General features: G+C 71.3%; 17 protein-coding genes and 1 riboswitch. Of the genes, 7 read left to right on the top strand and 10 right to left on the bottom strand.

Translation table 11 applies throughout. The features are described from left to right. Positions 1–22 precede the first annotated feature (22 nt). Positions 23–1,237 carry an NAD(P)/FAD-dependent oxidoreductase gene (locus ACGF5U_RS28405; protein WP_392716561.1) on the bottom strand — a complete coding sequence of 405 codons (1,215 nt, stop codon included), beginning with the start codon at positions 1,235–1,237 and terminating at the stop codon, positions 23–25. A 257-nt stretch (positions 1,238–1,494) separates the two neighbouring features. Here ACGF5U_RS28405 and ACGF5U_RS28400 point away from each other — a divergent pair, with 257 nt between their 5' ends. Beyond that, positions 1,495–4,707: a bifunctional cytochrome P450/NADPH--P450 reductase gene (locus tag ACGF5U_RS28400; protein WP_392716559.1), complete on the top strand. Its 3,213-nt coding sequence runs from the start codon at positions 1,495–1,497 to the stop codon at positions 4,705–4,707. 76 nt (positions 4,708–4,783) lie between these two features. Here the strand turns inward: ACGF5U_RS28400 and ACGF5U_RS28395 are convergent, their stop codons facing one another. Then, positions 4,784–5,407 (bottom strand): TetR/AcrR family transcriptional regulator, encoded by a 624-nt coding sequence (locus tag ACGF5U_RS28395; protein ID WP_392716557.1) that lies wholly within the window; start codon positions 5,405–5,407, stop codon positions 4,784–4,786. Between the two features lie 272 nt (positions 5,408–5,679). Here ACGF5U_RS28395 and ACGF5U_RS28390 point away from each other — a divergent pair, with 272 nt between their 5' ends. After that, positions 5,680–7,866 carry a catalase gene (locus tag ACGF5U_RS28390; RefSeq protein ID WP_392716555.1) on the top strand — a complete coding sequence of 729 codons (2,187 nt, stop codon included), beginning with the start codon at positions 5,680–5,682 and terminating at the stop codon, positions 7,864–7,866. Positions 7,867–7,989: 123 nt separating this feature from the next. Here the strand turns inward: ACGF5U_RS28390 and ACGF5U_RS28385 are convergent, their stop codons facing one another. Together ACGF5U_RS28385 and ACGF5U_RS28380 are read right to left on the bottom strand one after the other, a co-directional pair. Next, complete coding sequence (locus tag ACGF5U_RS28385; protein ID WP_392716553.1) at positions 7,990–8,763, bottom strand: LacI family DNA-binding transcriptional regulator; 774 nt, start codon at positions 8,761–8,763, stop codon at positions 7,990–7,992. A 254-nt stretch (positions 8,764–9,017) separates the two neighbouring features. Further along, entirely contained in the window at positions 9,018–10,154 is a 1,137-nt protein-coding gene (locus tag ACGF5U_RS28380; protein ID WP_392716551.1) for an alkane 1-monooxygenase, read from the bottom strand. Positions 10,155–10,357: 203 nt separating this feature from the next. On the opposite strand from ACGF5U_RS28380, the gene ACGF5U_RS28375 reads away from it, so the two are divergent. Further along, positions 10,358–10,993 carry a TetR family transcriptional regulator gene (locus ACGF5U_RS28375; protein WP_392716549.1) on the top strand — a complete coding sequence of 212 codons (636 nt, stop codon included), beginning with the start codon at positions 10,358–10,360 and terminating at the stop codon, positions 10,991–10,993. 126 nt (positions 10,994–11,119) lie between these two features. Here the strand turns inward: ACGF5U_RS28375 and ACGF5U_RS28370 are convergent, their stop codons facing one another. Beyond that, on the bottom strand, positions 11,120–11,476 hold the full coding sequence (locus tag ACGF5U_RS28370; protein WP_392716547.1) for a MurR/RpiR family transcriptional regulator: 357 nt from the start codon (positions 11,474–11,476) through the stop codon (positions 11,120–11,122). Between the two features lie 96 nt (positions 11,477–11,572). On the opposite strand from ACGF5U_RS28370, the gene ACGF5U_RS28365 reads away from it, so the two are divergent. Continuing rightward, positions 11,573–12,727, top strand: coding sequence for an oxygenase MpaB family protein (locus ACGF5U_RS28365; protein ID WP_392716545.1), 1,155 nt, complete (start codon positions 11,573–11,575; stop codon positions 12,725–12,727). A gap of 708 nt (positions 12,728–13,435) precedes the next feature. Here the strand turns inward: ACGF5U_RS28365 and ACGF5U_RS28360 are convergent. Further along, positions 13,436–14,098: a GNAT family N-acetyltransferase gene (locus ACGF5U_RS28360; protein ID WP_392716543.1), complete on the bottom strand. Its 663-nt coding sequence runs from the start codon at positions 14,096–14,098 to the stop codon at positions 13,436–13,438. A 190-nt stretch (positions 14,099–14,288) separates the two neighbouring features. Here ACGF5U_RS28360 and ACGF5U_RS28355 point away from each other — a divergent pair, with 190 nt between their 5' ends. Continuing rightward, entirely contained in the window at positions 14,289–15,455 is a 1,167-nt protein-coding gene (locus tag ACGF5U_RS28355; protein ID WP_392716541.1) for a pentapeptide repeat-containing protein, read from the top strand. Positions 15,456–15,805: 350 nt separating this feature from the next. Here the strand turns inward: ACGF5U_RS28355 and ACGF5U_RS28350 are convergent, their stop codons facing one another. Next, a complete protein-coding gene (locus ACGF5U_RS28350) occupies positions 15,806–16,162 on the bottom strand; it encodes a hypothetical protein (RefSeq protein WP_392716539.1) in 357 nt (118 codons plus the stop codon). 379 nt (positions 16,163–16,541) lie between these two features. On the opposite strand from ACGF5U_RS28350, the gene ACGF5U_RS28345 reads away from it, so the two are divergent. Next, complete coding sequence (locus ACGF5U_RS28345; protein ID WP_392716536.1) at positions 16,542–16,844, top strand: hypothetical protein; 303 nt, start codon at positions 16,542–16,544, stop codon at positions 16,842–16,844. A gap of 404 nt (positions 16,845–17,248) precedes the next feature. On the opposite strand, the gene ACGF5U_RS28340 is transcribed toward ACGF5U_RS28345, so the two are convergent. The 3 genes from ACGF5U_RS28340 to ACGF5U_RS28330 all read right to left on the bottom strand — a co-directional run bounded on the left by ACGF5U_RS28340 (position 17,249) and on the right by ACGF5U_RS28330 (position 21,005). Next, positions 17,249–17,440 carry a hypothetical protein gene (locus tag ACGF5U_RS28340; RefSeq protein ID WP_392716534.1) on the bottom strand — a complete coding sequence of 64 codons (192 nt, stop codon included), beginning with the start codon at positions 17,438–17,440 and terminating at the stop codon, positions 17,249–17,251. Between the two features lie 341 nt (positions 17,441–17,781). Next, positions 17,782–19,305 (bottom strand): aldehyde dehydrogenase family protein, encoded by a 1,524-nt coding sequence (locus tag ACGF5U_RS28335; protein ID WP_392716532.1) that lies wholly within the window; start codon positions 19,303–19,305, stop codon positions 17,782–17,784. Positions 19,306–19,679: 374 nt separating this feature from the next. After that, positions 19,680–21,005: a GAF domain-containing protein gene (locus ACGF5U_RS28330; protein WP_392716530.1), complete on the bottom strand. Its 1,326-nt coding sequence runs from the start codon at positions 21,003–21,005 to the stop codon at positions 19,680–19,682. A gap of 155 nt (positions 21,006–21,160) precedes the next feature. Beyond that, positions 21,161–21,264: riboswitch (ZMP/ZTP riboswitch) on the top strand. A gap of 26 nt (positions 21,265–21,290) precedes the next feature. Here ACGF5U_RS28330 and ACGF5U_RS28325 point away from each other — a divergent pair. Continuing rightward, positions 21,291–22,169 (top strand): bifunctional 5,10-methylenetetrahydrofolate dehydrogenase/5,10-methenyltetrahydrofolate cyclohydrolase, encoded by an 879-nt coding sequence (locus tag ACGF5U_RS28325; protein ID WP_392716528.1) that lies wholly within the window; start codon positions 21,291–21,293, stop codon positions 22,167–22,169. The last annotated feature ends 129 nt before the right edge of the window (positions 22,170–22,298 follow it).

The following is a 22,298-nucleotide window of genomic DNA, read 5'->3' as shown; positions in this document are numbered from 1 at the left end:
AGGCGGCGGCAAGGCTAGGCGGTCAGGCGGTCAGGCGGCCGGTGGCGGCCGTCACGGCGGGCGCGCCCGTCGCGGCGGCCAGGCGGCGCCTGCGCTTGGGCAGGCAGAAGGTCGGGTGCGAGGTGGCCCACAGCGAGGTCTTGAGGATGCCGGACTTGATCCGCGCGGCCTTCCGGCCGCCGAGGTACTTCGGCTTCGCCCGCTCTTCGCCGTCGACCATCTGCAGGATTCCGTCCCGCCGCCCGAGGCTGATGTGGTTGCCCGGGTAGACCAGCTTGGTGTGGGGGATCCTACGGCCCGTCAGGTGTCCCACGATGGCGTCGATCGCCTGCTTGCTGGTGTAGCCGGCCGAGGCGCAGGACATCGGCAGCGGCCGGCCGTTGTCGCCGATGGCGTAGGCGCTGTCGCCGGCGGCGTAGACGTTCGGGTGCGAGACCGACCGCATGGTGCGGTCGACCACGATCCGGCCGTCCCCGGTGACCTCCAGCCCGCCGGCGGCGGCGATGGGGCTGACCGCGAACCCGGCCGTCCACACGGTCGCGTCGGATGCCAGGGCGGTGCCGTCGGCGCACAGCACCCGCGTCGCTTCGACGGCTTCGACGCTGATGTGCTCCAGGACCGTGATGCCCAGCCGGTCGCAGGCCCGGCGCAGATGGCCGCGGGCCCCGGCGGAGAGCCGGGCGCCCAGCTCGCCGCGCGCGACCAGCGTCACCGACAGCCGGGGCCGGGATTCGGCGATCTCGGTCGCGGTCTCGATGCCGGTCAGCCCGTCGCCGACGACCAGCACACTCCCGCCTTCACCCCGCCTGTCCAGGCCGTCCAGGCGCTCGCGCAGGCGCAGCGCCGACGGCCGGCCGGCGACGTCGAAGGCGTGCTCGGCGACACCGGGGACGCCGTGGTCGGCGACGTGGCTGCCGAGCGCGTAGAAGAGCGTGTCGTAGCCGAGTTCGCCGCCGCCGTCGGAGTCGGCCACGGCGACGATCCGGCGCTCGGGGTCGACGGCGGTGACCCGGGCCAGGCGCAGCCGTATCCCCGTGCCCGCGAAGACGTCGGCGAGCTTCCGCGTCTCGACCTCCTGGCCGGCCGCGAACTGGTGCAGCCGCAGCCGCTGGACGAACTCGGGCACGGCGTTGACCACGGTGATCTCGGTGTCCGCCCGGGACAGCCGGCGGGCCAGGTTCCCGGCCACGTAGGCCCCGGCGTAGCCGGCGCCGAGGACGACGATGCGGTGCTTCATGTGATGCTCCTGTCGAATCGCTTGCTCCCTCGCTGTGTTGAGCGGGGCAGCGCCCCGATTGCTGACAGATACCGCGTGTGACATGGGTCACAGTGTCGTACCCGATGGGGCCCCGACGGTGGGCGGCGAACGATCGAGGCGGCCATCGGGTTCCATCTCACGACCGTGTCCACCAACACAGTCGATCGACATGTTCGACTGACAAAGTCGAGGGTACGTTGGTCGGCGACCGCTGGTGTGAAACGAAAGGCACGCTCATGACCCAGGTGTCCGTCGGTGCGGCGCGGGCGATCCCCGAGCGTCCCCCGCTGCCCCTCGCAGGCCATGCCTTCAGCATTCCGACCGGTGCGGACGGCCTGGTCCACCTGATGAAGGAGTTCAGGGAGTTCGGCCCCGTGTACCGACTGCGGGTCTTCGGGAAGGACACCGTCATGATCGGCGGGCTGGACCTGGTGACCGAACTGTCGGACGGGACCCGCTTCCGCAAGAACGTCCACCCGGATCTGGTCGAGATCCGCGCTCTGGCCGGGGACGGCCTTTTCACCGCCTACGACCACGAACCGAACTGGCGCAAGGCGCACGACATCCTCCTGCCCGCGTTCTCGCTCGGTGCGATGCGCCGCTACCACGCCCCCATGCTCCAGGCCGCCCGCTCGCTGATCCGCACCTGGGACCGGCTCGCCGGTGTGCGCTCGGTGGACGTGCCCGACGAGATGACCCGGCTGACCTTCGACACGATCGGCCTGTGCGGTTTCGGCCACGACTTCCAGTCCTTCCGCCGCGACGACCCGCACCCGTTCGTCGAGGCGATGGCGAGGGCGCTCGCGTTCGTCCAGGAGAAGGGCGAGTCCATCCCCGGCTCCGAGCTGTTCAAGCGGAAGAAGACCGAACAGTTCCGCAGGGACGTCGACCTGATGACGAGCCTCGTCGACGACGTGATCAGGCGGCGCCGCGCCTCGGGCGACACGGGCACGGACGACCTGATGGGGCTGATGCTGCACACCCAGGACCCGGTGACCGGCGAGCCCCTGGACGACCTGAACATCCGCCACCAGGTCATCACGTTCCTCATCGCCGGCCACGAGACCACCAGCGGCGCGCTCTCCTTCGCCTTGTACCACCTGACCAAGCACCCGGCGGTACTCGCCCGCGCCCAGGCCGAGGTCGACGCCCTGTGGGGCGACACGGACGAGCCCGATCCCGAGTACGGCGACATCGGCAAGCTCACCTACATCCGCCGGGTACTCAACGAGAGCCTGCGGTTGTGGCCGACGGCTCCCGCGTTCGCCGTCGAACCCGTCGAGGACACCGTCATCGGCGGCACATACCCCGTACGCAAGGGCGAATCGCTGATGGTGCTCGTCTCGGCCCTCCACCGCGACTCCGTCTGGGGGGAGAACGTCGAGTTGTTCGACCCCGAGCGCTTCACCCCCGAGCGTGAGGCGGCCCGCCCGGTCCACGCCTTCAAACCCTTCGGCAGCGGCGAACGGGCCTGCATCGGCCGCCAGTTCGCCCTCCACGAGGCCACCTTGCTGCTCGGTCTGCTGCTCCACCGCTACCGCCTGATCGACCACACCGACTACCAGCTGAAGATCAAGTCGACGCTGACCATCAAGCCCGACGGGTTCAGCCTCCGGCTCGCTCGCCGCACCAGCCGCGAACGGCGGCCGCCCGCCGCGCTGGAGAACCCCGTCGGCACCGGCCGGGAAGCGGCCGTCGCCCGCCGCGCGAGCGGCACCGCGCTGACCCTGCTGCACGGCTCCAACCTCGGCACCTGCGCGGGCATCGCCCGTGATCTGGCGGCGGACGGCGGCGACCACGGCTTCACCTCGTCCGTCGCCCCGCTCGACGGCCACACCGGCATGCTGGCCGACGCCCAGGGCCCCGTGGTCATCGTGGCCGCCTCCTACAACGGCCGGCCCACCGACGACGCCGCCCGGTTCGTCGCCTCCCTGGAAGACCTCGCCCCCGGCTCGCTCGACGGGCTGCGGTATGCCGTCCTCGGCGTCGGCGACCGCAACTGGGCCGCCACCTACCAGCGCGTCCCCACCCTCATCGACGAACGCCTCGCCGCCGCCGGCGCCGTCCCCCTGCTGGAGCGCGGCAGCGCCGACGCCGCCGGCGACTTCGCCGGAACGGTGGACCGGTGGACCGGCGACCTGTGGACGGCCCTGCTGAGCGAGTACGGCGAGCCGGTCGCCGGCGTCGTGGCCCACTCCGCACCGGAAGAAGGGCAGGGCCTGTACGAACTGGAAGACGCGTCCGCGTCCGTCACCGGGGGCCTCGCCGCCCGGTACGGGGTCCAGCCGATGGAGGTGCTCGAAGCCGGGGAACTGGTCGACACGACCCACGAGCTCGGCCGTTCCAAGCGGTTCCTCCGCCTGCGGCTGCCCGAAGGCGTCACCTACCGCACCGCCGACCACCTCGCCGTCCTCCCGAGCAATCCCGAGGCCCTCGTTCGGCGGGTGGCCGACCGCTTCGGCCTCGACCTCGACCGCACCGTCCGGCTCCGCGCCCGCCGCCGGCCCCGCGACACCCTGCCCGTCGACCGGCCGCTGACCCTGCGCCGCCTGCTCGCCGACTTCGTGGAACTCCAGGACGCGGCCACCCGGGAGCAGGTCGCCGTGCTCGCCGAGCACACCTCCTGCCCACCCGAGAGACGGCCGCTCGCCGCCCTCGCCGCCGCCGGTCCCGACACCTTCCGCGAGCGGGTGACCGCCGCCGGACTCGGCGTCCTGGACCTCCTGGAGCGGTACCCCGCCTGCGAACTGCCCTTCGAGCGCTTCCTGGAACTGCTGCCCGTGCGACGCCCCCGGCACTACTCGATCTCCTCGTCCGCCGTGGCCCAGCCGGGCGAGGTGGACCTGATGGTGTCGCTGCTCGCCGCACCACACCGGTCAGGGGAGGGCACCTTCCGGGGTGTCGCCTCGCACCACCTCCAGACCGTCCGCGCCGGTGACACCCTCCAGGCGCGGGTCCTCCCGTGCGGTGATGCCTTCCGCCTCCCCGAAGACACCTCCGTGCCGGTCATCCTGGTGAGCGCGGGCACCGGCCTCGCGCCCTTCCGCGGCGCGGTCCTCGACCGGCACCACACCGGATCGACCGGCACGCTGCTGTGCTACTTCGGCTGCGACCACCCTGACGTGGACTACCTGCACCGAGCGGACTTCGAGGCAGCGGAGGCCGCCGGCGCGGTCAGCATGCGCCCCGCCTTCACGCACGCGCCCGTCGACGGCGCCCGCTTCGTCCAGGACCGGATCACCCGCGAGAGCGACGAGGTCTGGGCCGTGCTGGAGGCGGGCGGCCGCGTCCACGTCTGCGGCGACGGCCACCGTATGGCCCCGGCCGTCCGCGAAGCTTTCATGACGGTCCACCGCGAGCACACCGGCGCGAGCGAGGAGGAGGCCGCCGCCTGGCTGGCGGGCCTCGTCGGGACCGGCCGGTACGTCGAGGACGTCTGGGCCGGCTGAGCGCCCCGCGCGTCGAACGGAGACGGCCGTGGGCGCGCCCTTCCGGGGGCGCGCCCGCAGCCGTTGCCGTCCGGTTTCAGGCGAGCGGGATGTCCGGAAGGTCGAGGCGCCCCTTGGCCAGGGCCACGGTCCCCGCCACGAGAGCCCGCAGGCCCGTGTGCTCGGCGGCCTCGTCCGGAAGGCACAGGACCTGCAGGGTGAGTCCGTCGACCCCGGAGAGGAAGAACCGGGCGACCGTCTCCGCAGGTGCGGCCAGTTCCTGCCCGGTCCTGTCCGCCGTCTCCGTGATCAGCTGTGCGGTCACCTCGACGACCCGCTGGTAGTGACCCCGGAGGGCCTCGCTCAGACCGGGCACCCGCAGGGCGAACATGGTCAGTTCGCTGAGCAGCTGGTGATGCGACGCCGGCTCGCGCATGCTGCCCCACAACGCCCCCGCCAAGGCGCTGAACGTCTCGTCGAACCCCGCACCCTCCGGTGCCGCCCGCTGCACCCGCGCGACCAGGTCGTCGGTGATCTGGTCCATGACCGCGCGGTACAGGCCCTCCTTCGTACCGAAGGTGTAGTGGACCGTGGCCTGCGCGACGCCCAGTTCCGCGGCGATGGCGCGGGTACTCCCGGCAGCGACCCCCTCCCGGGTCATGAGGTCGATGGCCGCCTTGATCAGCTGGGGGCGGCGCTCAGCCGCGGAAACATGTGCCACATCGGTCACTATATCGACTGAGTCACACGACCAAGTCGTGATCGCCTTCTCGTGGCGGGCACACGCCTGCTTCACGGTGAGGCGGTGGGCGCCGGCGACGCGGCCGCCGTCGAGGTGCTGCTCGGCCGTACGCCCGCAGTCGGCGACCGGTTGACGGAACGACGCGCCGGTGCGGTGCGTCAATGGGCGGACGAGTGCCGCCGAACCGTTACGCCACCACCGCCCGCGGTCATGGCTCAGGCGATCCCTGTCCCCGTCTCCCGGAGGTCCTCATGCCCGACCAGCCGCCCGTTCCCGGCGCCCCCGCCCCCGAGCCCCCCTCGCGGACCGAGCCCGCCGAGGTGCGAGGCCCGCTGCCGCCCAAGGCGGACCAGACGGGACCGGAGACGGTCAGCCCGACCGGGCAGACCACCGACGCCGACCCCTCGCGGAGCGCGCAGGCCGGTCCCTACCTCACCACCGCCCAGGGCACCCGCCTGTACGACACCGACCACTCCCTCAAAGCCGGCCCGCGCGGGCCCGTCCTGCTGCAGGACCACCACCTGCGCGAGAAGATCACGCACTTCGACCACGAACGCATTCCGGAGCGCGTGGTCCACGCTCGCGGCGCCGCCGCCCACGGAGTCTTCCGGGGCTACGGAACGGCGGCCGGGGTGTGCCGGGCCGCCTTCCTCGGCAAGGACACCGAAACCGCCGTCTTCGTCCGCTTCTCCACCGTGCTGGGCTCCCGGGGCTCGGCGGACACCGTACGGGACACCCGGGGCTTCGCCACGAAGTTCTACACCAGCGAGGGGGTCTTCGACCTCGTCGGCAACAACATCCCCGTCTTCTTCATCCAGGACGCGGTGAAGTTCCCCGATGTCATCCACGCGGGCAAGCCGCACCCCGACCGCGAGATCCCCCAGGCACAGAGCGCCCACGACACCTTCTGGGACTTCGTCACCCTCCACACGGAAGCCACGCACCACACCCTGTGGAACATGTCCGACCGAGGCATCCCCCGCTCCTTCCGCATGATGGAGGGCTTCGGCGTCCACACCTTCCGCCTCGTCAACGCCGACGGCACCACCACGCTGGCCAAGTTCCACTGGAAGCCCAGGCTCGGCGTGCACTCCCTGCTCTGGGAGGAGGCGCAGATCATCGGCGGCGTCGACCCCGACTTCCACCGCCGCGACCTGGCCGACGCCATCGAAGCGGGCGCGTACCCGCAATGGGAGCTGGCGATCCAGACGTTCCCCGACACCCCGGAGCAGACCTTCGAGGGCATCGACCTGCTGGACCCGACCAACATCGTCCCCGAGGAGCTGGCCCCGGTACAGCCGATCGGCCTGCTCACCCTCAACGCGAACCCCTCGAACTTCTTCGCCGAGACCGAGCAGGTCGCCTTCCACCCCGGACACCTGGTGCCCGGCATCGACATCACCGACGACGCCCTCCTCGCCGGCCGGCTCTTCTCCTACCTGGACACGCAGATCAGCCGCCTCGGCGGCCCCAACTTCTCCCAGATCCCCGTCAACCGCCCCCATGCCTCCGTCAACGACATGCTGCGCGACGGCCTCCACCAGACCGCCGTCCACCGGGGCGTAGCCCCCTACCGGCCCAACTCGCTCGACGGAGGCTGCCCCTTCCTGGCAGGCGCCGACACCGCCGCCTATATCGAGGCCCCGGTGGCCGTGCCCGCCGCCCACAAGGTTCGCGAGGCGCCCGAGTCCTTCGCCGACCACTTCAGCCAGCCGCGCCGCTTCTGGCTCAGCATGTCCGACGTCGAGCGGGAGCACATCGCCGCCGCCTACACCTTCGAGCTCGGCAAGTGCTACGAACAGGCCGTCAAAGAGCGGGCGTTGGGGGTGCTGGCCAACATCGACCCGGAACTCTGCGGACGGGTGGCGGCCGGACTGGGCCTGCCCGCCCCGCATCCCACCGTGCCGCTCACCGGCGTCGAACCGAGCCCCGCGCTGTCCCAGACGGGCGCCACCTGGCCGGTCCAGGGCCGGATCCTGGGCATCGTGACGGGCCGGGACGGCGACCTGGACGGCGTACGGGCGGTCCGCCAGGGAGCCCTGGACGCGGGACTCGTCCCGCTCGTCGTCGCCCCGGCGGGCGGCACTCTCGGCACGGACGAGGAGCCCGTCACCGTCCAGCGCACGTTCGCCACGGCACGGTCGACCGAGTTCGACGCCCTCCTGCTGGCCGGCAACCCCGGGTACGGAGCGGACGCGCGGGAGGCCGGTGCCGGGAAGACCGGCGACGACCCGAGGGTGCTGCTCATGGTGTCGGAGGCATACCGCCACGCCAAGGCCATCGGCTGCTGGGCGGGCGCCGACACCGTACTGGACGCGGCAGGGGTACCGGCCGGAGCTCCCGGCGTGATCCGCGCCGGCACCGGTGAGGAGGCGCTCACCGACGTGCTCGGCCTCCTCGGCCGCCACCGGGTCTGGGACCGCTTTCCGGCAGCATGACCGGTGCCCGCGCGTGCGGCTCCGCGTACCCGCCGCGCGGCCGCACCCCGCTCCACAGCCGCCCCCGCCCCCGCCGCCGGAAGCCGCACGCGCCGGAAGCCGCCGTCCGGCGGCGGGGACCGGCTACCCGTTCAGGACCCCGGTCGGCGAGCGGCGCGGAGCTGACCGGTTCGACCCGGTGCTCTCCCGTACGAGCAACCGGTAGTCCGCGGCCACCTCCCGTACCTCCGCGCGTCGCCGGCCGATGCGCCGGGCGCCGTTCAGTTGGGCGTCCAGCATGTCCACGGCGACCTGGGCGATCTGTGCCTTGTCCGGGGAGATGGTGGTGAGGGTGGGGGTGCTGTAGCGGCCGTCCTCGATGTCGTCGAAGCCGGCCAGCGCGATGTCCTGCGGCACGCGCAGTCCGGAGGACAGCGCGGTGCGCAGAGCGCCCAGGGCCAGCAGGTCGTTGAAGCAGAAGACGGCCTGCGGAGGTTCCGCCAGCTCCAGCAGCTGCCGCATCATCCGTGCACCGTCGGCACGGTGGTAGGTCGGGGTCGGCGGTGCCAGGATCTCGTCGTAGGGCAGGGCCGCTGCCTCCAGGGCCTCGCGGTAGCCGGCCAGACGCAGGTGTGCGGTGTTCGCGCTGGGGTTGTCCTGCCTGCCGATGGCGGCGATCCGGGTGTGACCGCCCGCGATCAGGTGCTCGGTGACGTCCCGAGCGGCACGTTGGTTGTCGATGGCCACGTGGTGGGTCGGACCGTCCAGCACACGTTCACCGAGCAGCACCAGCGCCGTGGTGTCCGTGCGGGCGGCCAGCTCGTCGCCGCCCACCGCGATCGGGCTGAAGATCAGCCCGTCGATGCGCTGTTCCCGTATTCCGTCCGGGGCGCGTGCGACGCCGGCCGGCAGTGTCACGCGCCACCGGCCCGACGGAACACCCAGGAGCTCTGGTTCATGCCCACGGCCCGCCTCACCCTGGACCCGGCCTTCCCGGTCGGGACCGTTGACCGACGACTGTTCGGCTCGTTCGTCGAGCACATGGGCAGGTGCGTCTACTCCGGCGTCTACGAGCCACGCCAACCCGTGGGCCATGCCCGACACCGGTCAGGCGGACGAGGAACAGGGCGAGGCCGGGGCCGTGGCCCTCGCGGACAGCGGCAGCCGACCCCTCACGTTCGGTGCCGCAGGGGCGGATGGAGGTTGGCCCGGGACGGGTCACCGTCGTAGTGCGCCAGCAGCCGGTGATCCATCACCTTCCTCCACAGCGGCGGGAGCCAGGCCAGCACGATCATGGTGGCGTAGCCCGAGGGGAGCTGGGGCGCCTCGTCGAAGTGGCGGAGAGTCTGGTAGCGGCGCAGCGGATTGGCGTGGTGGTCGGAGTGCCGCTGCAACTGGAAGAGGAACAGGTTGCTGACCGTGTTGTCGCTGTTCCAGCTGTGGCGGGGGGCTACTCGCTCGTAGCGCCCGTCCGGCCGCCGCTGCCGCAGCAGTCCGTAGTGCTCCAGATAGTTGACCGTCTCCAACAGACAGAAGCCGAGCACCGCTTGCAGCAGCAGGTAGGGCAGGACCCGCCAGCCGAACGCCGCGGTGAGCACGGTGAACAACGCGGCCGAGAGCGCCCACGCGGACAGGATCTCGTTGTGTGGGCTGAGCACCGGACGTCTCCGGCGGCTCAGCCGGCGCCGTTCGAGGTCCCAGGCCGAGCGCAGACTGCCCAGGACCGTGCGTGGCAGGAAACGCCAGAAGCTCTCGCCCATGCGGCTGCTCGCGGGGTCCTCCGGCGTGGCGACCCGCACGTGGTGGCCGTGGTTGTGCTCGACGCAGAAGTGTCCGTACCACGTCTGCGCGAGCGCCATACGGCTCAGTCGCCGCTCCAACTGCTCGCGCTTGTGACCGAGTTCGTGGGCCGTGTTGATGGCGACGCCCGCCACGACGCCCGTCGTCACGGCGAGCCCCAGGCTGTCGGTGACCGACAGCCGGCCGGTCGCCCACTGGCCGCAGGCCCATACCAGGGCGCCGAACTGGAGCGGCAGGTACAGGTAGGTGCACCAGCGGTAGTAGCGATCGGCCTCCAGGCGCGGCATGGCCTCGTCGGGAGGGTTGGCGCCGTCCCGCCCGGTCAGCCAGTCGACGAGCGGGACGACGCCGAAGGCGAAGAACGGGCCCCACCACCAGAAGAGGCCGATCTCTGTGAGGGAGACGAGGCCGCCCGCCTGGAAGGGAAGGGTCGGTACGGCGAGGGCGAGCAGCCACAGAGGACGTTTGGGATCCCGCCAGGCGCGGGCATCGTTGGGCGCTGGCTCCATGAGGGCTCCTTGACGAGGGCGTACACGCTTCCGCCGCACCGGTCGGGGAACGGCGGAAGCGTGTATCGGGGGTGGGCCGACAGTGCCACGGGGAGCAGAGCGCTGACAAAGGGGGCACCGTGTAAACGTTCTGATGGTAAGTCAGGTGATTCGGCGGGTCGGGGCGGCCGCGTGCGGGCACGGGTCGATGGCACACTGCCGGTGTGCGCAACCACCGTCCGCCCGTCCCACCCGGGGCCCGCCCCGATCCGCCCCGGGTGGCATGGCGCAAGCAGATGCGGCAGCGGGTGCTCGAACAGGCCCGTGCCCTCGCCGCCGAGGGCGGCTGGGACCGGGTCCGGGTGGCCGATCTCGCGCTGCGGGCGGATGTTTCCCGGCCCTCGATCTACAAGGAGTTCGGTGACCGCGCGGGCATCGCGCAGGCACTGGTGCTGCGCGAGACGGAGGACTTCCTGCGGGGTCTCGCCGCGGTGCTGGACGAGCGCCGGGACGACCTCGCCGCCGCGTTGCGGGCCGCGGTCGCCCACGCCCTGACCGAGGCGGGCACCAACCCCTTCGTCGGTGCGGTGCTGACCGCGGCCCGCGGCGGTACGGACGCGCTGCTGCCGTTCCTCACGAGCAGACCCGAACCGGTCTTCACGAGCTCCTCGCGTCTGCTGGCGCACTGGCTGGGCGAGGCGGTGCCGGGGGTGGCGGAGGAACGCCGTCTGGAGGCGGCCGATCTCGCCGTTCGTCTGACGATCAGCCACATGCTGCTGCCCTCCGAGCTGACTGCGGACGCGCCCGACCGTGTCTCACGCGCCGCCTGCGCGGTGCTGGGCCTGCCGCCCGGCCGCTGACCGGGCCGGGCCGGGGCGGGCCGGGGCGGGGCGGGGCCGAGCGGGTCAGAACGGCCCGCCCGGTCGGCCCGTCGGCGAAACGCCACAGGCACCGGCCGCGACACGCTCATGTGACCGGCTGCCGGCTCACACCAGGCCGATGCGCTGGGCGACGTCCTCCGCCGTGCGGAGGTGTTCATGAGCCGCCTCACCCAGGGTCTCGACCACTCCGGCAACCACCGTCTCGATCAGGGCGAGCGTGGGCACGAGACTGTCGTAGGGGGGGGAGGGAGCCGTCACCCGGCAGGGCAGCACGACATCGGCTCGGCTGGACACGGGGGACAGCCAGGTGTCGGTGAAGAGCAGCACTCCGCCTCCCCGTTCCCGGACCAGGACCACCGACCTGGACCAGCGCCTTCGTCGTGGGGATGCGCCGTTCGGGTGAGGAGGAAACGATCCGCTGCCTGGTTGGGGGTGATGCGGTGTGGGCGGGGCCGGGAGCATGTGAGTGCTCGCCGGTTGCGGAACCTGCCCCCGGGGTCCTCGTGCGCTGCCCTTCTGGCGAGCGGCCCGTTCCCGTAGTTCGAGGAAGGATGCGCTGTGCCGCTGACTGCCCAGTATGTTGCCCAGGAGCTCGAGGCCGCGAGCAAGGTGGGTGACCAGGAGGCCGACGAGCTGGTCTCGGAGCTGATCGACAACAAGGAGATCGACGGGGTCAACGCCCTATTTCGTACGATCGCCACCCTCAAGCCCGGCCAGGACCACTCGAACCTGCCGCCCAAGCTCGCCGCGTTCCTCAAGAGCTGCGAGGCGGACCCGCCGGGCTGGACGAACGCCGACGTAAAGGCTGCGGAGAAGTTCTTCGACCGCCACCGCGGAGAGGTCGCCATGCTCCAGGGCACGGTCGGCCTGATCGGCACCTACCTGTCCCCGACCGGCGCGTTCACCCTGCGCTCCACCGGCCGCCTCGGCGGCGTCGAGGGGCCCGGCCGACGGTTGTCGCAGTCCTCGCGGCTGTTCGTCGACATGGACAAGAACGGTGCTTACACCGACGGCACGCTGAGGGCGAACGTCACCAAAGTCCGCCTGGTCCACGCCTCCGTGCGCCAGCTGCACAAGAAGTCCGGTGAGTGGGACTACGCCAAGTGGGGGGAGCCGGTGTCCCAGAAGTACACCACCGGTGCCGCCTGCGTCTTCTCCGTCCAGGTCCTGCAGGGCATGCGCAACCTCGGTCTGGATGTCTCCAAGGACGACGCGCACGGCTTCATGTGCGCGTGGCACTACGTCAACCACTACCTGGGCACCCCGGAGAAGTGGGTGCTGCCCAAGGACGCCGACGAGGTGGACCGGCTGTGGACCCAGGAGCGCGACAAGGAGTGGAAGAAGACCGACGACGGGGTCTTCATGACCAAGCAGGCCGTCGACTACTACAAGAAGTTCTTCCCCGGCCCCTCCCATGACGCGTTCATCGCCATGGTCCGCACCGCGCTGACTGACAAGTACGCGGACATGGCCGGCCTGCCCGACAGCGTCCTGGCCACCGCGGGCAAGCCGCTCGCCGCCGGCCACAAGCTCGCCAGCGGGCTCGGCGGCGGCCTGTTCGGCGCAGGAGCGGAGAAGGCCACGGGGGTCAACCCCTACAAGGACATTCTCGGCATCGCCTCGACCGCCTTCCGCGACATGGAGAAGGCGGCCCTGACCCAGGGGCAGGACGACCAGCCGCAGATGCATCAGGAACTGAACGACAACCGCTGACGACCCTGTCGGTACCCGGCCGCAGCAGAACTCGTCCAAACCCTGGCCCTATGAGCACGGCCCGGCCGACTGGGCGGTTGCAGGACTTCCCACGGCAGCGCAGGGATCAACCCACTCCGGGTGAGCCCCTGCGCTGCTGCGCCGACGCCTCATGCCGACCGGTCATCGATGTGAAGGCGGAGGGCGGTTGACGCGCCCTGTGGCTCCGTTCACGAGTTTCGGCTCTGGCTCGACTTCTGTGGAACCCGCGGCCCAAGGTGCTCCGTGCTGGGTCGTCAGCCCCACAGCCCCACAGCGCTGCGGCGCCGCGGCGTCGGGTGACCTGACAGAGTGGAGCACATGGACTGCGTCTTCTGCCAACTCATCCGTGCAGGGGTCGGCTTCCCGCCCGGGGGAACCGCGCACCCGGGACTTCGACGGGTACGGGGCCGAGGCCGGCTCCGCTCGCGGGCGGGAGCCGAGCGGTCAGGCGGGGACAGGCGCGTCCTCCACGTCTGTGGTCTCTTCGCCCCGCTCGTCTTCCGCTGAACTCCTTCCGGACCTTGAGGACACCGAACCCGCGCCGTGAGCGCCTCGACCACGGAGGCCATGACCGGGTCGCCGCCCGGTGACCAGCGTGCAGGCAGGTGGGAGCCGAGGCGAAGGAGACGTGCAGGGACCAGGTGCCGTCGGCCTCGGCGCGGATGGCCCGGCGGCATGGACAAGACGTCACCAGGCTGTACGCGCATCCGATGCACCGCGTCGGGTCGAGGGCCCTGCCGGATCCGGCGTGGGGTGCAGGTCCAGCATCATGTCGAGCGACAGGGAACCGTCCGCCTCGGTGAAGAAGCCGACCGATTGGAAGCCGTTCTTCTCGTAGTAGCGGATGGCGCGGGGGTTGTCGGCGCGGACGCCGCCCCACAGGATGATTCTCGTCCTGCCGAGCAGTCGTGCGACCTCCGTGACAAGCGGGAAGGCGAGCGTCCCGACGCCTCGGCCCTGGTAGTCGTCAGCCAGAGTGGGGCCGAAGCGGCAGTCAGTCGTCTCGGTGAGGCGGATGCCCGCGTCCTGGTAGCGCGCGATGTCCGCAGGAGTCAGAGCGAGGCTGAATTCGAGAAGGCCGACGATCCTGCCGGACGGGACGTCCTCGAGCACCAACCTGAGCTTGTCGTAGCGCGCGATCGCGTCACACAGCTCCCGGGCGGTCGCGAGATCGTACCCGTCGAACGTACTGAAGCGCCTCGATTCGGACGACAGGGCATCGAGGAACGCGCCCAATGGCCCCGTGTCGGCGTGCGTCAGGGGGCGGAGGATGACATCCGAACCGTCATGAGGTTGCAGACGACTCGTCAGGCGATGGGGATGCTCAGCAATCTCCGTCAGCGTAAGCACCCCAGCAGCCCCTCTCCGAACCGGCGCCGAGGAGACAACCTACCGGCTCCCCGACATTCCGTAAGAACGATCAATCCTTGCTGAGACGGCACCGTGATCCACATCGTCCGAGACGGCCGCCTTGAAGGTCTGACGGCGTGACCACCGTCGAGCTACACCGGCTTCCACGTCGCCCTGCGATCATGTGCGCATGGATACGGGGGAATCTCTTCAGGGCCGCCGCATGCCGGTCGTCTCTCGGCGGCGTCGATTCAGCTCTGCTCTTTCCTGGCTGGCGGCGATGCTGGCTGTGCTCGCCGCGCTGGCGGTAGTGGTCGTGGTGCTGCCTGGCCTTGTGGTGGAGCGCGATCTCGGTGGGGATCGGATCTCGGCCGCTGAACGGCTCGGAGCTGTGAACAACGTACGGACGACGCTCATACAGGCGGTCGGTGGTGCTGTGCTCCTCTTCGGCGCGTACTCCACCTGGCGGCAGTTGAGGGTCAACCAGGAGGGACTGAACGCCACACGGGAGGGGCACATCACCGACCGCTTCAGCAGGGCGGTCGACCAGCTCGGCAGCGAGAAGACGGATGTGCGGATCGGTGGGCTCTACGCCCTGTGGCGGATCGCGGACCATTCGGCTCACGACCGGGAGTCGGTCATCTCGATCAAGGCCGCGTTTCTCCGGACTCACCTGCCGTGGCCTGCGCAAGGGGAGGGCTCGCCGACGGCGGAAATGCCCATCAACTCCCTTCCTCCGCTGGAGAGTCGTGCCCCCGATGCCCAGGTGGCGCTCACCGGCCTCGGAGTCCTGTGCCAGGAACGCCAGCCCGGCTGGCTCAACGTCAGCTATACCGACCTGCGTCGAGCCGACTGCGATGGGCTGTGGCTGCATCACATCAATTTCGACGGCGCGTGTCTGGAAGCGGCGAGCATCTACCAGGTCAACCTGACCAAGGCGTCCCTGATCGCGGCCAACATGCGGCACGTGGAGCTCGGGACGTCGGTTCTCCGCCACAGCCGCTGCATCGAAGCCGACCTGCGCGGTGCTCGCATGGTCAGGGCCGACCTCCGCGAGGCCGACTTCTCCGGGGCCGACCTGCGGGAGGCGAATCTGCGCAAGGCGCGGGGCCATGGAACCAAGTTCACCGGCGCGGACCTGAGACTGGCTGACCTCCGAGGAACCGATCTCACCAGTGCCGACCTGACAGGAGCGAAGCTGGAGGGGGCCCTGGCAAGCGACGTCACCAGCTGGCCGACAGGCTTCGACATCCAGGCGGCCGGCGTCGTCGTGGACGAGGACCCCGGCGACGAGCCGAGCATCCTGCTGCACGCCGCTGCCATCGCGAGGAATGTCCCACCTCTGCACTCGGACTGATCTCCAACCGGGGTGGTCCGTCAGGCGGCTGCAGTGAGGGGTGGGCGGCCAGGACGTCGAGGGTGGCGGGCGCTTCGGTTGCGCCAGCGCAGGCAGGCGTGCAGGGCGCTTCTGTCCCTCCCGCTCGATCAGCCTGCGAACCCTGACCGGTGGTGCCACCCGCTTCCCTTGCTCGTTGGAAGCGTCGTCTCCTCGATCAGGCTCCGCACGACGGCCAGCCCCGCCGTACCGACGAGGAGCATCACGACACCGGGCAGCGCCGCGCACAGCCCCACACACGACGCCGGACAGTAAGCCGACGGACGGTTCCCGGCTCCGGAGGCAGGCTCAGGCGGTGGCCCACGCGCGGGTCACCGTGCGGCGGCATGACGGCGCTCCCTCACCCGTCCCACCAGGGTGAGCACGGCTACGGAGATGGTCGCCGCTGCCCCTGTGGCCAGCGCGTCCGCGATGTACCGGCCCAGCTCCGGCCGCAGGCTGTCGACGAGCGCGAACAGCACGGCAGCCCCCACAAGGCAGGCCGCGACCCCTGCCGGCCAGGAACGGTGGCGCGCCCAGAACCACTGCATGAGCCCGGCGCCGACGAGGGGAGCAACGGACAGTTGCGGCTCGTCAAGGGCCGCGCTCGCGGTGTACCCGAGGACGCTGACCGCCCAGCAGGCCGCAGCGACCAGCGCAGCCTCCCTCCATGAGCCGGATGGTCTCACGCCCGCCGCCTGCCCTTCACCCTGTCGAACACCTCGGCCACGGTCCCGAGCATCTGTCCCCCCCTCCCTTCACCTGTCACTTCTTGCGGGCCTCAGAACAGCAGGTCCCCCCGGCTCGTCATGATGGCTGTCCGGACATCGCCGCTCATCCATCGCGCACGGCAGTCGGCCTGCCCGGCTACTTTCCGGAACCCGGCAATGTGCGTGACGGCGGCCCTCGCCTCGTATCCTGCGAACAGCCTCGCATTCCGGTCGAGGCAGCATCTGGTGATCGCGCCGCTTGTGGACGTCTCCGAACGACATCGGTGTCGGCCCGATGACGATTGGCAGGTGCTGGCCCGGCCGAAGGCCGGATCATCAGCTGCCATATCCTGCCGCCGTGGCGAACTGGAAGCGGTCCTTTGCTGATGCGTTCTGGACCTGGGATCAGGTCCTGGGCGGGCAACGGCGTCCTTCCCGGATCCAGAAGTGGGTGGCCCGGCGCCCCATCGGCGCCGGTCTCTGCGCGGCAGTGCCCTTGACGATCCTCTGCTTGGCGCTGTCGCGGGAGGAGGAGCCCGACGACCTCCTGTTCGCTGTGTTCGCGGGGTTGGCCATGGGAGTGATCTTCGGTCTCACGGCCGTCGCGGAACGGCTCCGGCAGCGCAGGCTCAAGCGCCTGGGCATATGGGACGGATCCTGAGCAGGGTCCAGCGCGGCCTGCTCGGAAGACGTGCAAGGGCAGAGGGGAACAGGGCAGTGTCACGAAACCCCAGGCGCGAGTTCTTCGACGGCCCGGGCAGGATGTGCTTGAGCATCCTGTTCTACGGGTGGACAGCAACCAGTAGCGGCACCGCGCCCTGGCTGAGGGTTGTCGCCGCGCTGGGGTTGGCGGTCTGGGTGACGTTGCTCGCCGGCCTCGCAGCCCGACGTCCAACCACCGGCGGAAAGCCCGCGGCGTCAGCCAGCGGACGTTGCTGGTCCTCGCGTTCTTTGTACGAGCGGTCGGCACCGACACTGCTTCGCCGTACCGACCCGTCACGGTTCGCATCGTGGTCGGGTTGACGGCGACGTACTCGCGGTCGGCCGCCCATCCTTAGAATCTGCTCAGCGCTGCGAGGCCACGGGCTCCCAGTCACCGTGGGCTTCGGGGAACGAGTCCAGCAGGGCATCGTGGTCGTCGGCGTCAGCGGCGTATGCGGGGACCGTTTCCGGCTCGAACTGTGAAGGCCCAGGCTCGACGACGTGTAGGGCCAGGGACGTTCGGGCTTGGGCGGCGGCGCGTTCGGTGTCGGTCATCGGTGCAGGGGTTGACCCGGCCGAATGCGTTCGTCGCGCGGGTCAGAGCATCGAGATCCTCTTCCGCTTCTACGCCAGGTTCCTGGACGGCGTCCGGGAACAGGCCAACCGCCTCATGGATCAGCCCATGGAGGAGTGGGACCGTTTCAGCCGGGGCGGGGCGGGGCGGCTGCGTGGTGAGTCGGTGTTCGGGCCGTGGCTGGTCCGGAAGGGCTGGTCAGGAATGGGACACCGGTGGGAGGAAAGAGGAGCTTCGACGCAAACGCGGCTCCGCCTCAGGTGGGGCGAGTGAGAGGCGCCTGACGGGCAGATTCCCAGGTCAGGCGCCTCTTTCTGTGCCTCTAGAAGAAGCCGAGCGCCTTTGTCGAGTACGACACCAAGAGGTTCTTCGTCTGCTGGTAGTGCTCCAGCATCATCTTGTGGCCCTCGCGGCCGATGCCGGACTGCTTGTAGCCGCCGAACGCCGCGTGCGCCGGGTAGGCGTGATAGCAGTTGGTCCACACCCGGCCGGCCTGGATCGCGCGGCCCGCGCGGTACGCGGTGTTGACGTCTCGGGTCCAGACGCCGGCGCCCAGGCCGTACCGCGTGTCGTTGGCGGTCGCCACGGCCTCCTCCAGGTCGGCGAACGAGGTGACCGCGACGACCGGGCCGAAGATCTCCTCCTGGAAGATCCGCATCCGGTTGTCGCCCTCGAAGACCGTCGGCTGCACGTAGTAGCCGCCCGCCATGTCGCCGCCGTACTCGACGCGCTGACCGCCCGTGAGTACCTTGGCGCCTTCCTGCTGGCCGATGTCCAGATACGCGAGGATCTTCTTCAGCTGCTCCTCGGACGCCTGCGCGCCGATCATCGTGTCCGTGTCGAGCGGGTGGCCCGGCACGATCCGCTCCGTACGCGCGATGCCCGCGTCCAGGAAGTCGCCGTAGTGTCCGCGCTGGACGAGCGCGCGCGACGGGCAGGTGCACACCTCGCCCTGGTTGAGGGCGAACATGGTGAACCCTTCGAGGGCCTTGTCGCGCAGCGCGTCGTCCACGGCCCAGATGTCGTCGAAGAAGATGTTCGGCGACTTCCCGCCCAGCTCCAGCGAGACCGGTACGAGGTTCTCCGCCGCGTACCGCATGATCAACCGGCCCGTCGACGTCTCCCCCGTGAAGGCGATCTTCGCGACCCTCGGGCTGGAGGCCAGGGGCTTGCCGGCCTCCTCGCCGAAGCCGTTCACGATGTTGACCACGCCCGGCGGCAGCAGGTCCGCGATCATGCCCATCAGGACATGGATGGACGCGGGGGTCTGCTCGGCCGGTTTCAGCACCACCGCGTTGCCCGCCGCCAGCGCCGGGGCCAGCTTCCACACCGCCATCAGCAGCGGGAAGTTCCAGGGGATGATCTGCGCAACGACCCCGAGCGGTTCATGGAAGTGGTACGCGACGGTGTCGTCGTCGAGCTCGCTGAGCGAACCCTCCTGGGCGCGCAGCACACCCGCGAAGTACCGGAAGTGGTCGATGGCGAGCGGGATGTCGGCCGCCAGCGTCTCCCTGACCGGCTTGCCGTTCTCCCAGCTCTCCGCGACCGCCAGCGCCTCCAGCCGCGCCTCCATCCGGTCCGCGACGCGCAGCAGGATGTTCGCACGGTCGGCTGCCGGTGTCCGGCCCCACGCGGGCGCCGCCGCGTGCGCGGCGTCGAGGGCGCGTTCGACGTCCTCGGCGGTGCCTCGGGCCACCTCCGTGAAGGTGCGGCCGTCGACGGGGCTCGGGTTCTCGAAGTAGCGGCCCCGGGCCGGCGGGACGTAGGAGCCGCCGATCCAGTGGTCGTACCGGGACTCGTACGTGATGAGCGCGCCCTGCGTGCCGGGTGCCGCGTACCGGGTCATCTCTGCCGTCGCCTCCCTGGAGGAACACCGTCGAGAGGCCGGGCTCCGCCGAGCGTGACGGCCCCCGCGCCGACGGGCGGCCGGGCCGCCCCGGGCGGCAACGCGCGGACTGCCCTGCTGAGCGGCTATGGGAAGCGCGCCGGCCCGAGCAGCACCGGCCGTACGTCGAGGAGCGCCGGCCGCCGTCCGGCCGGCGCTCGCGACGAGGCTAACGAGCCGAACGTTGCGACCGGGTTGCACCCGGGGCGTGAACTGCTCTCCCCGCGCCGCCCGTCACGCGCCACCGTCGTCCGCCGTCCCCGCCGTCCGCCCCCCGTCACGCGCCAGCGCCGTCCGCCCCGTCACGTGCCCCCGCCGCCCGCCGCCCGCCCCCGTCACACGTCCCTCGTGAGCTCCGCGTCCAGCGCCCGCAGCCGTGCCTGCACCGCCGGGCGCCGACGCCCCGGAACGGCCGACGCCAGTGCCCGCCACGCCTCCACGTCGTCCTCGCCCCACGGGCTGTGCACCCAGTCCGCCAGCAGCCCCGCGTCGCCCCGCGAGACGATCGCCGCCCGTAACTGGTCGGCGAGCCGACCCCGCAGCCGCGCCACCGCCGGCGCGTCCGAGCCGGGCAGCAGCGGGCCCGCGTAGCCGGCCAGCGCGGCCGTCACCGCTCCCGACGCGAGCCGTCGCGCCACCACGTCGAAGTCCGCGTCGACCGGGGCGGTCAGCCGGTACGGGCGCGAGCCCAGCAGTTCGCGCCCCAGCGGCCCCAGCGGCCCCAGCGGCCGCAACACCGCCCGCAGCCGCGACATCTCGGCCCGCAGCGTCACCGACGTGACCGACTCGTCCTCGTACAGGAGCGTCAGCAACTCGTCCCCGCCGACGCCCTGCGGACGGCCGGCCAGCACCACCACGATCTCGCTGTGCCGACGGCTCAACCGCACCGTGCGGTCACCGGCGGCCAGCACCGCCTGGTCCCGGCCGAGCGCCGAGAGCCGCACCCGGTCGGCGGTGGCCGGCACCGGCTCCAGCAGCGCCAGTTGCGACTCCGCCGCCCGCGCCACCGCCTGCACGAACGCCAGGCTGTGCGGATGCGCCAGCCGGTCGCCGCCCGTGATGTCGACCGCGCCCAGCAGCCGCCCGGTCCGTGGATCGTGTACCGGCGCCGCGGCGCACGTCCAGTCGTGCACCGGCCGCCGGAAGTGCTCGGCCGTGAACACCTGTACGGGGCGGTCCACCGCGATCGCGGTACCTGGGCCGTTCGTGCCGACCGCGGACTCCGCCCAACGCGCCCCCGCCACGAAGTTCATCCGTCCCGCGAGCCGCAGCGTCCTCGCATGCCCCTCCACCCACAGGAGTCGCCCGTGCGCGTCGCACACCGCGACCAGGTGCTCCCCGTCCGTCGCGTACGCGCCCGTCAACTCCCGTACGACCGGCATCGCCGCCGCCAGCGGATGCGCCTCCCGATAGGCCGTCAGCTCGTCCTCGCCCAGCTCCACCCGCGCCACCCCGTCAGGGCAGACCAGCGCCCGCGCGGAACGCCGCCACGACTCCGCGACCACCGGCCGCACCGGCTTCGGTACCTGGCCGGAGGCGGTGAACGTCTCATGCGCCCGGCGCAGCGCCCGGGCGCGCGCCACAGGGTCCGCGCCGTGCTCCAGAGCCACCCACGTGTCGCTCAAGGTGTCCTCCCCGTCCACGTCTTCGGTGCCGCTCATCGTGGCCGCCCCGTCACCGCACCCACAACCGCGCCCCGCGCGCGATGTCCTGGAACTGCTCCGACGGGCCCCGCGTCGCCATCGCCGCCTGCCGCACCGGGCGGCGACCGGGCCCCGACCTGGCCTGGTCCGGTCACCGGGGCTGACGTACAGTGGGGGCGGGCCGTGACTGGCGCTTGGGTGGAGTACCACCGGGGAGCGGCCCGGCGGCCCCGTTCCGTACGGGTTCCGCCGTCTGCCGCGCGCCTGGGCGATCTGTGACCACCACGACGCCCGGGAGGACCCATGTCCAGCACCAGCACCGCCCGCCTCATGGACGGCAGCGCGCTCGCGCGCCGAATCGTCGAGGAGACCGCCGCCCGCGCCGAGGACATCACCCGCCGTACCGGCACGCAGCCCTGTCTGGCGACCGTCCTGGTCGGCGAGGACCCGGCGTCCGTCACGTACGTACGGATGAAGCGCGCCCGCTGCGAGAAGGCCGGCATCCGCTCGCGTCACATCGAGCTGCCCGCCACGACCACCACCGCCGAACTCGTCGCCACCCTGGAGGGCCTGTCACGGGACCCCGAGGTGCACGGCATCCTGCTCCAGCACCCGGTGGGCCCGCACATCGACGAGCGGGCCGCGTTCGAGGCGATCGCGCCCGAGAAGGACGTCGACGGCGTCACCACCAGCTCCTTCGCGACGATGAGCTTCGGCCTGCCGGGCTTCGTGTCCTGCACCCCCGCCGGGATCATGCGGCTGCTCGACGCGTACGACGTCGACCCGGCCGGCAGGCGGGCCGTCGTCGTCGGCCGGAGCGCCATCCTCGGCAAGCCCGCCGGGATGCTGCTGCTCGCCCGCAACGCCACGGTGACCTACTGCCACTCGTACACCCCGCCCGCGGACCTCTCCGCGGCGCTGCGCGAGGCCGACATCGTGGTCGCCGCCGTCGGCCGGCCGCGCTTCATCAAGGGCGAGGACATCAAGCCGGGCGCTGTCGTGATCGACGCGGGCTACAACCCGGGCAACGTCGGCGACGTCGACTTCGAGTCCGCCGCCGCCCGGGCGAGCCTGATCACCCCGGTCCCGGGCGGCGTCGGCCCGATGACCATCGCCGTACTGCTCGCGCAGACCGTCGACGCGGCGGAGCGGCAGCCCGGGGCAGACGCCGGTAGGCGGTAGGCGGTAGGCGGTCGACACGACGCCACGGTCGGTCGTCGGGCTGTACGGCCCCCTTCATACGGGCCCGCGGCCGCACCCGTACGGTCTCGTGACACCGTACGGGCGCGGCCGCACCCGTCGGTCAGCCCT

The sequence above is a fragment of the Streptomyces sp. NPDC047886 genome, from assembly GCF_043204435.1.
GTDB lineage: Bacteria > Actinomycetota > Actinomycetes > Streptomycetales > Streptomycetaceae > Streptomyces.
Note: the sequence above shows the minus strand (reverse complement) of the source record. Positions and strands in the feature narration are given on the sequence as shown.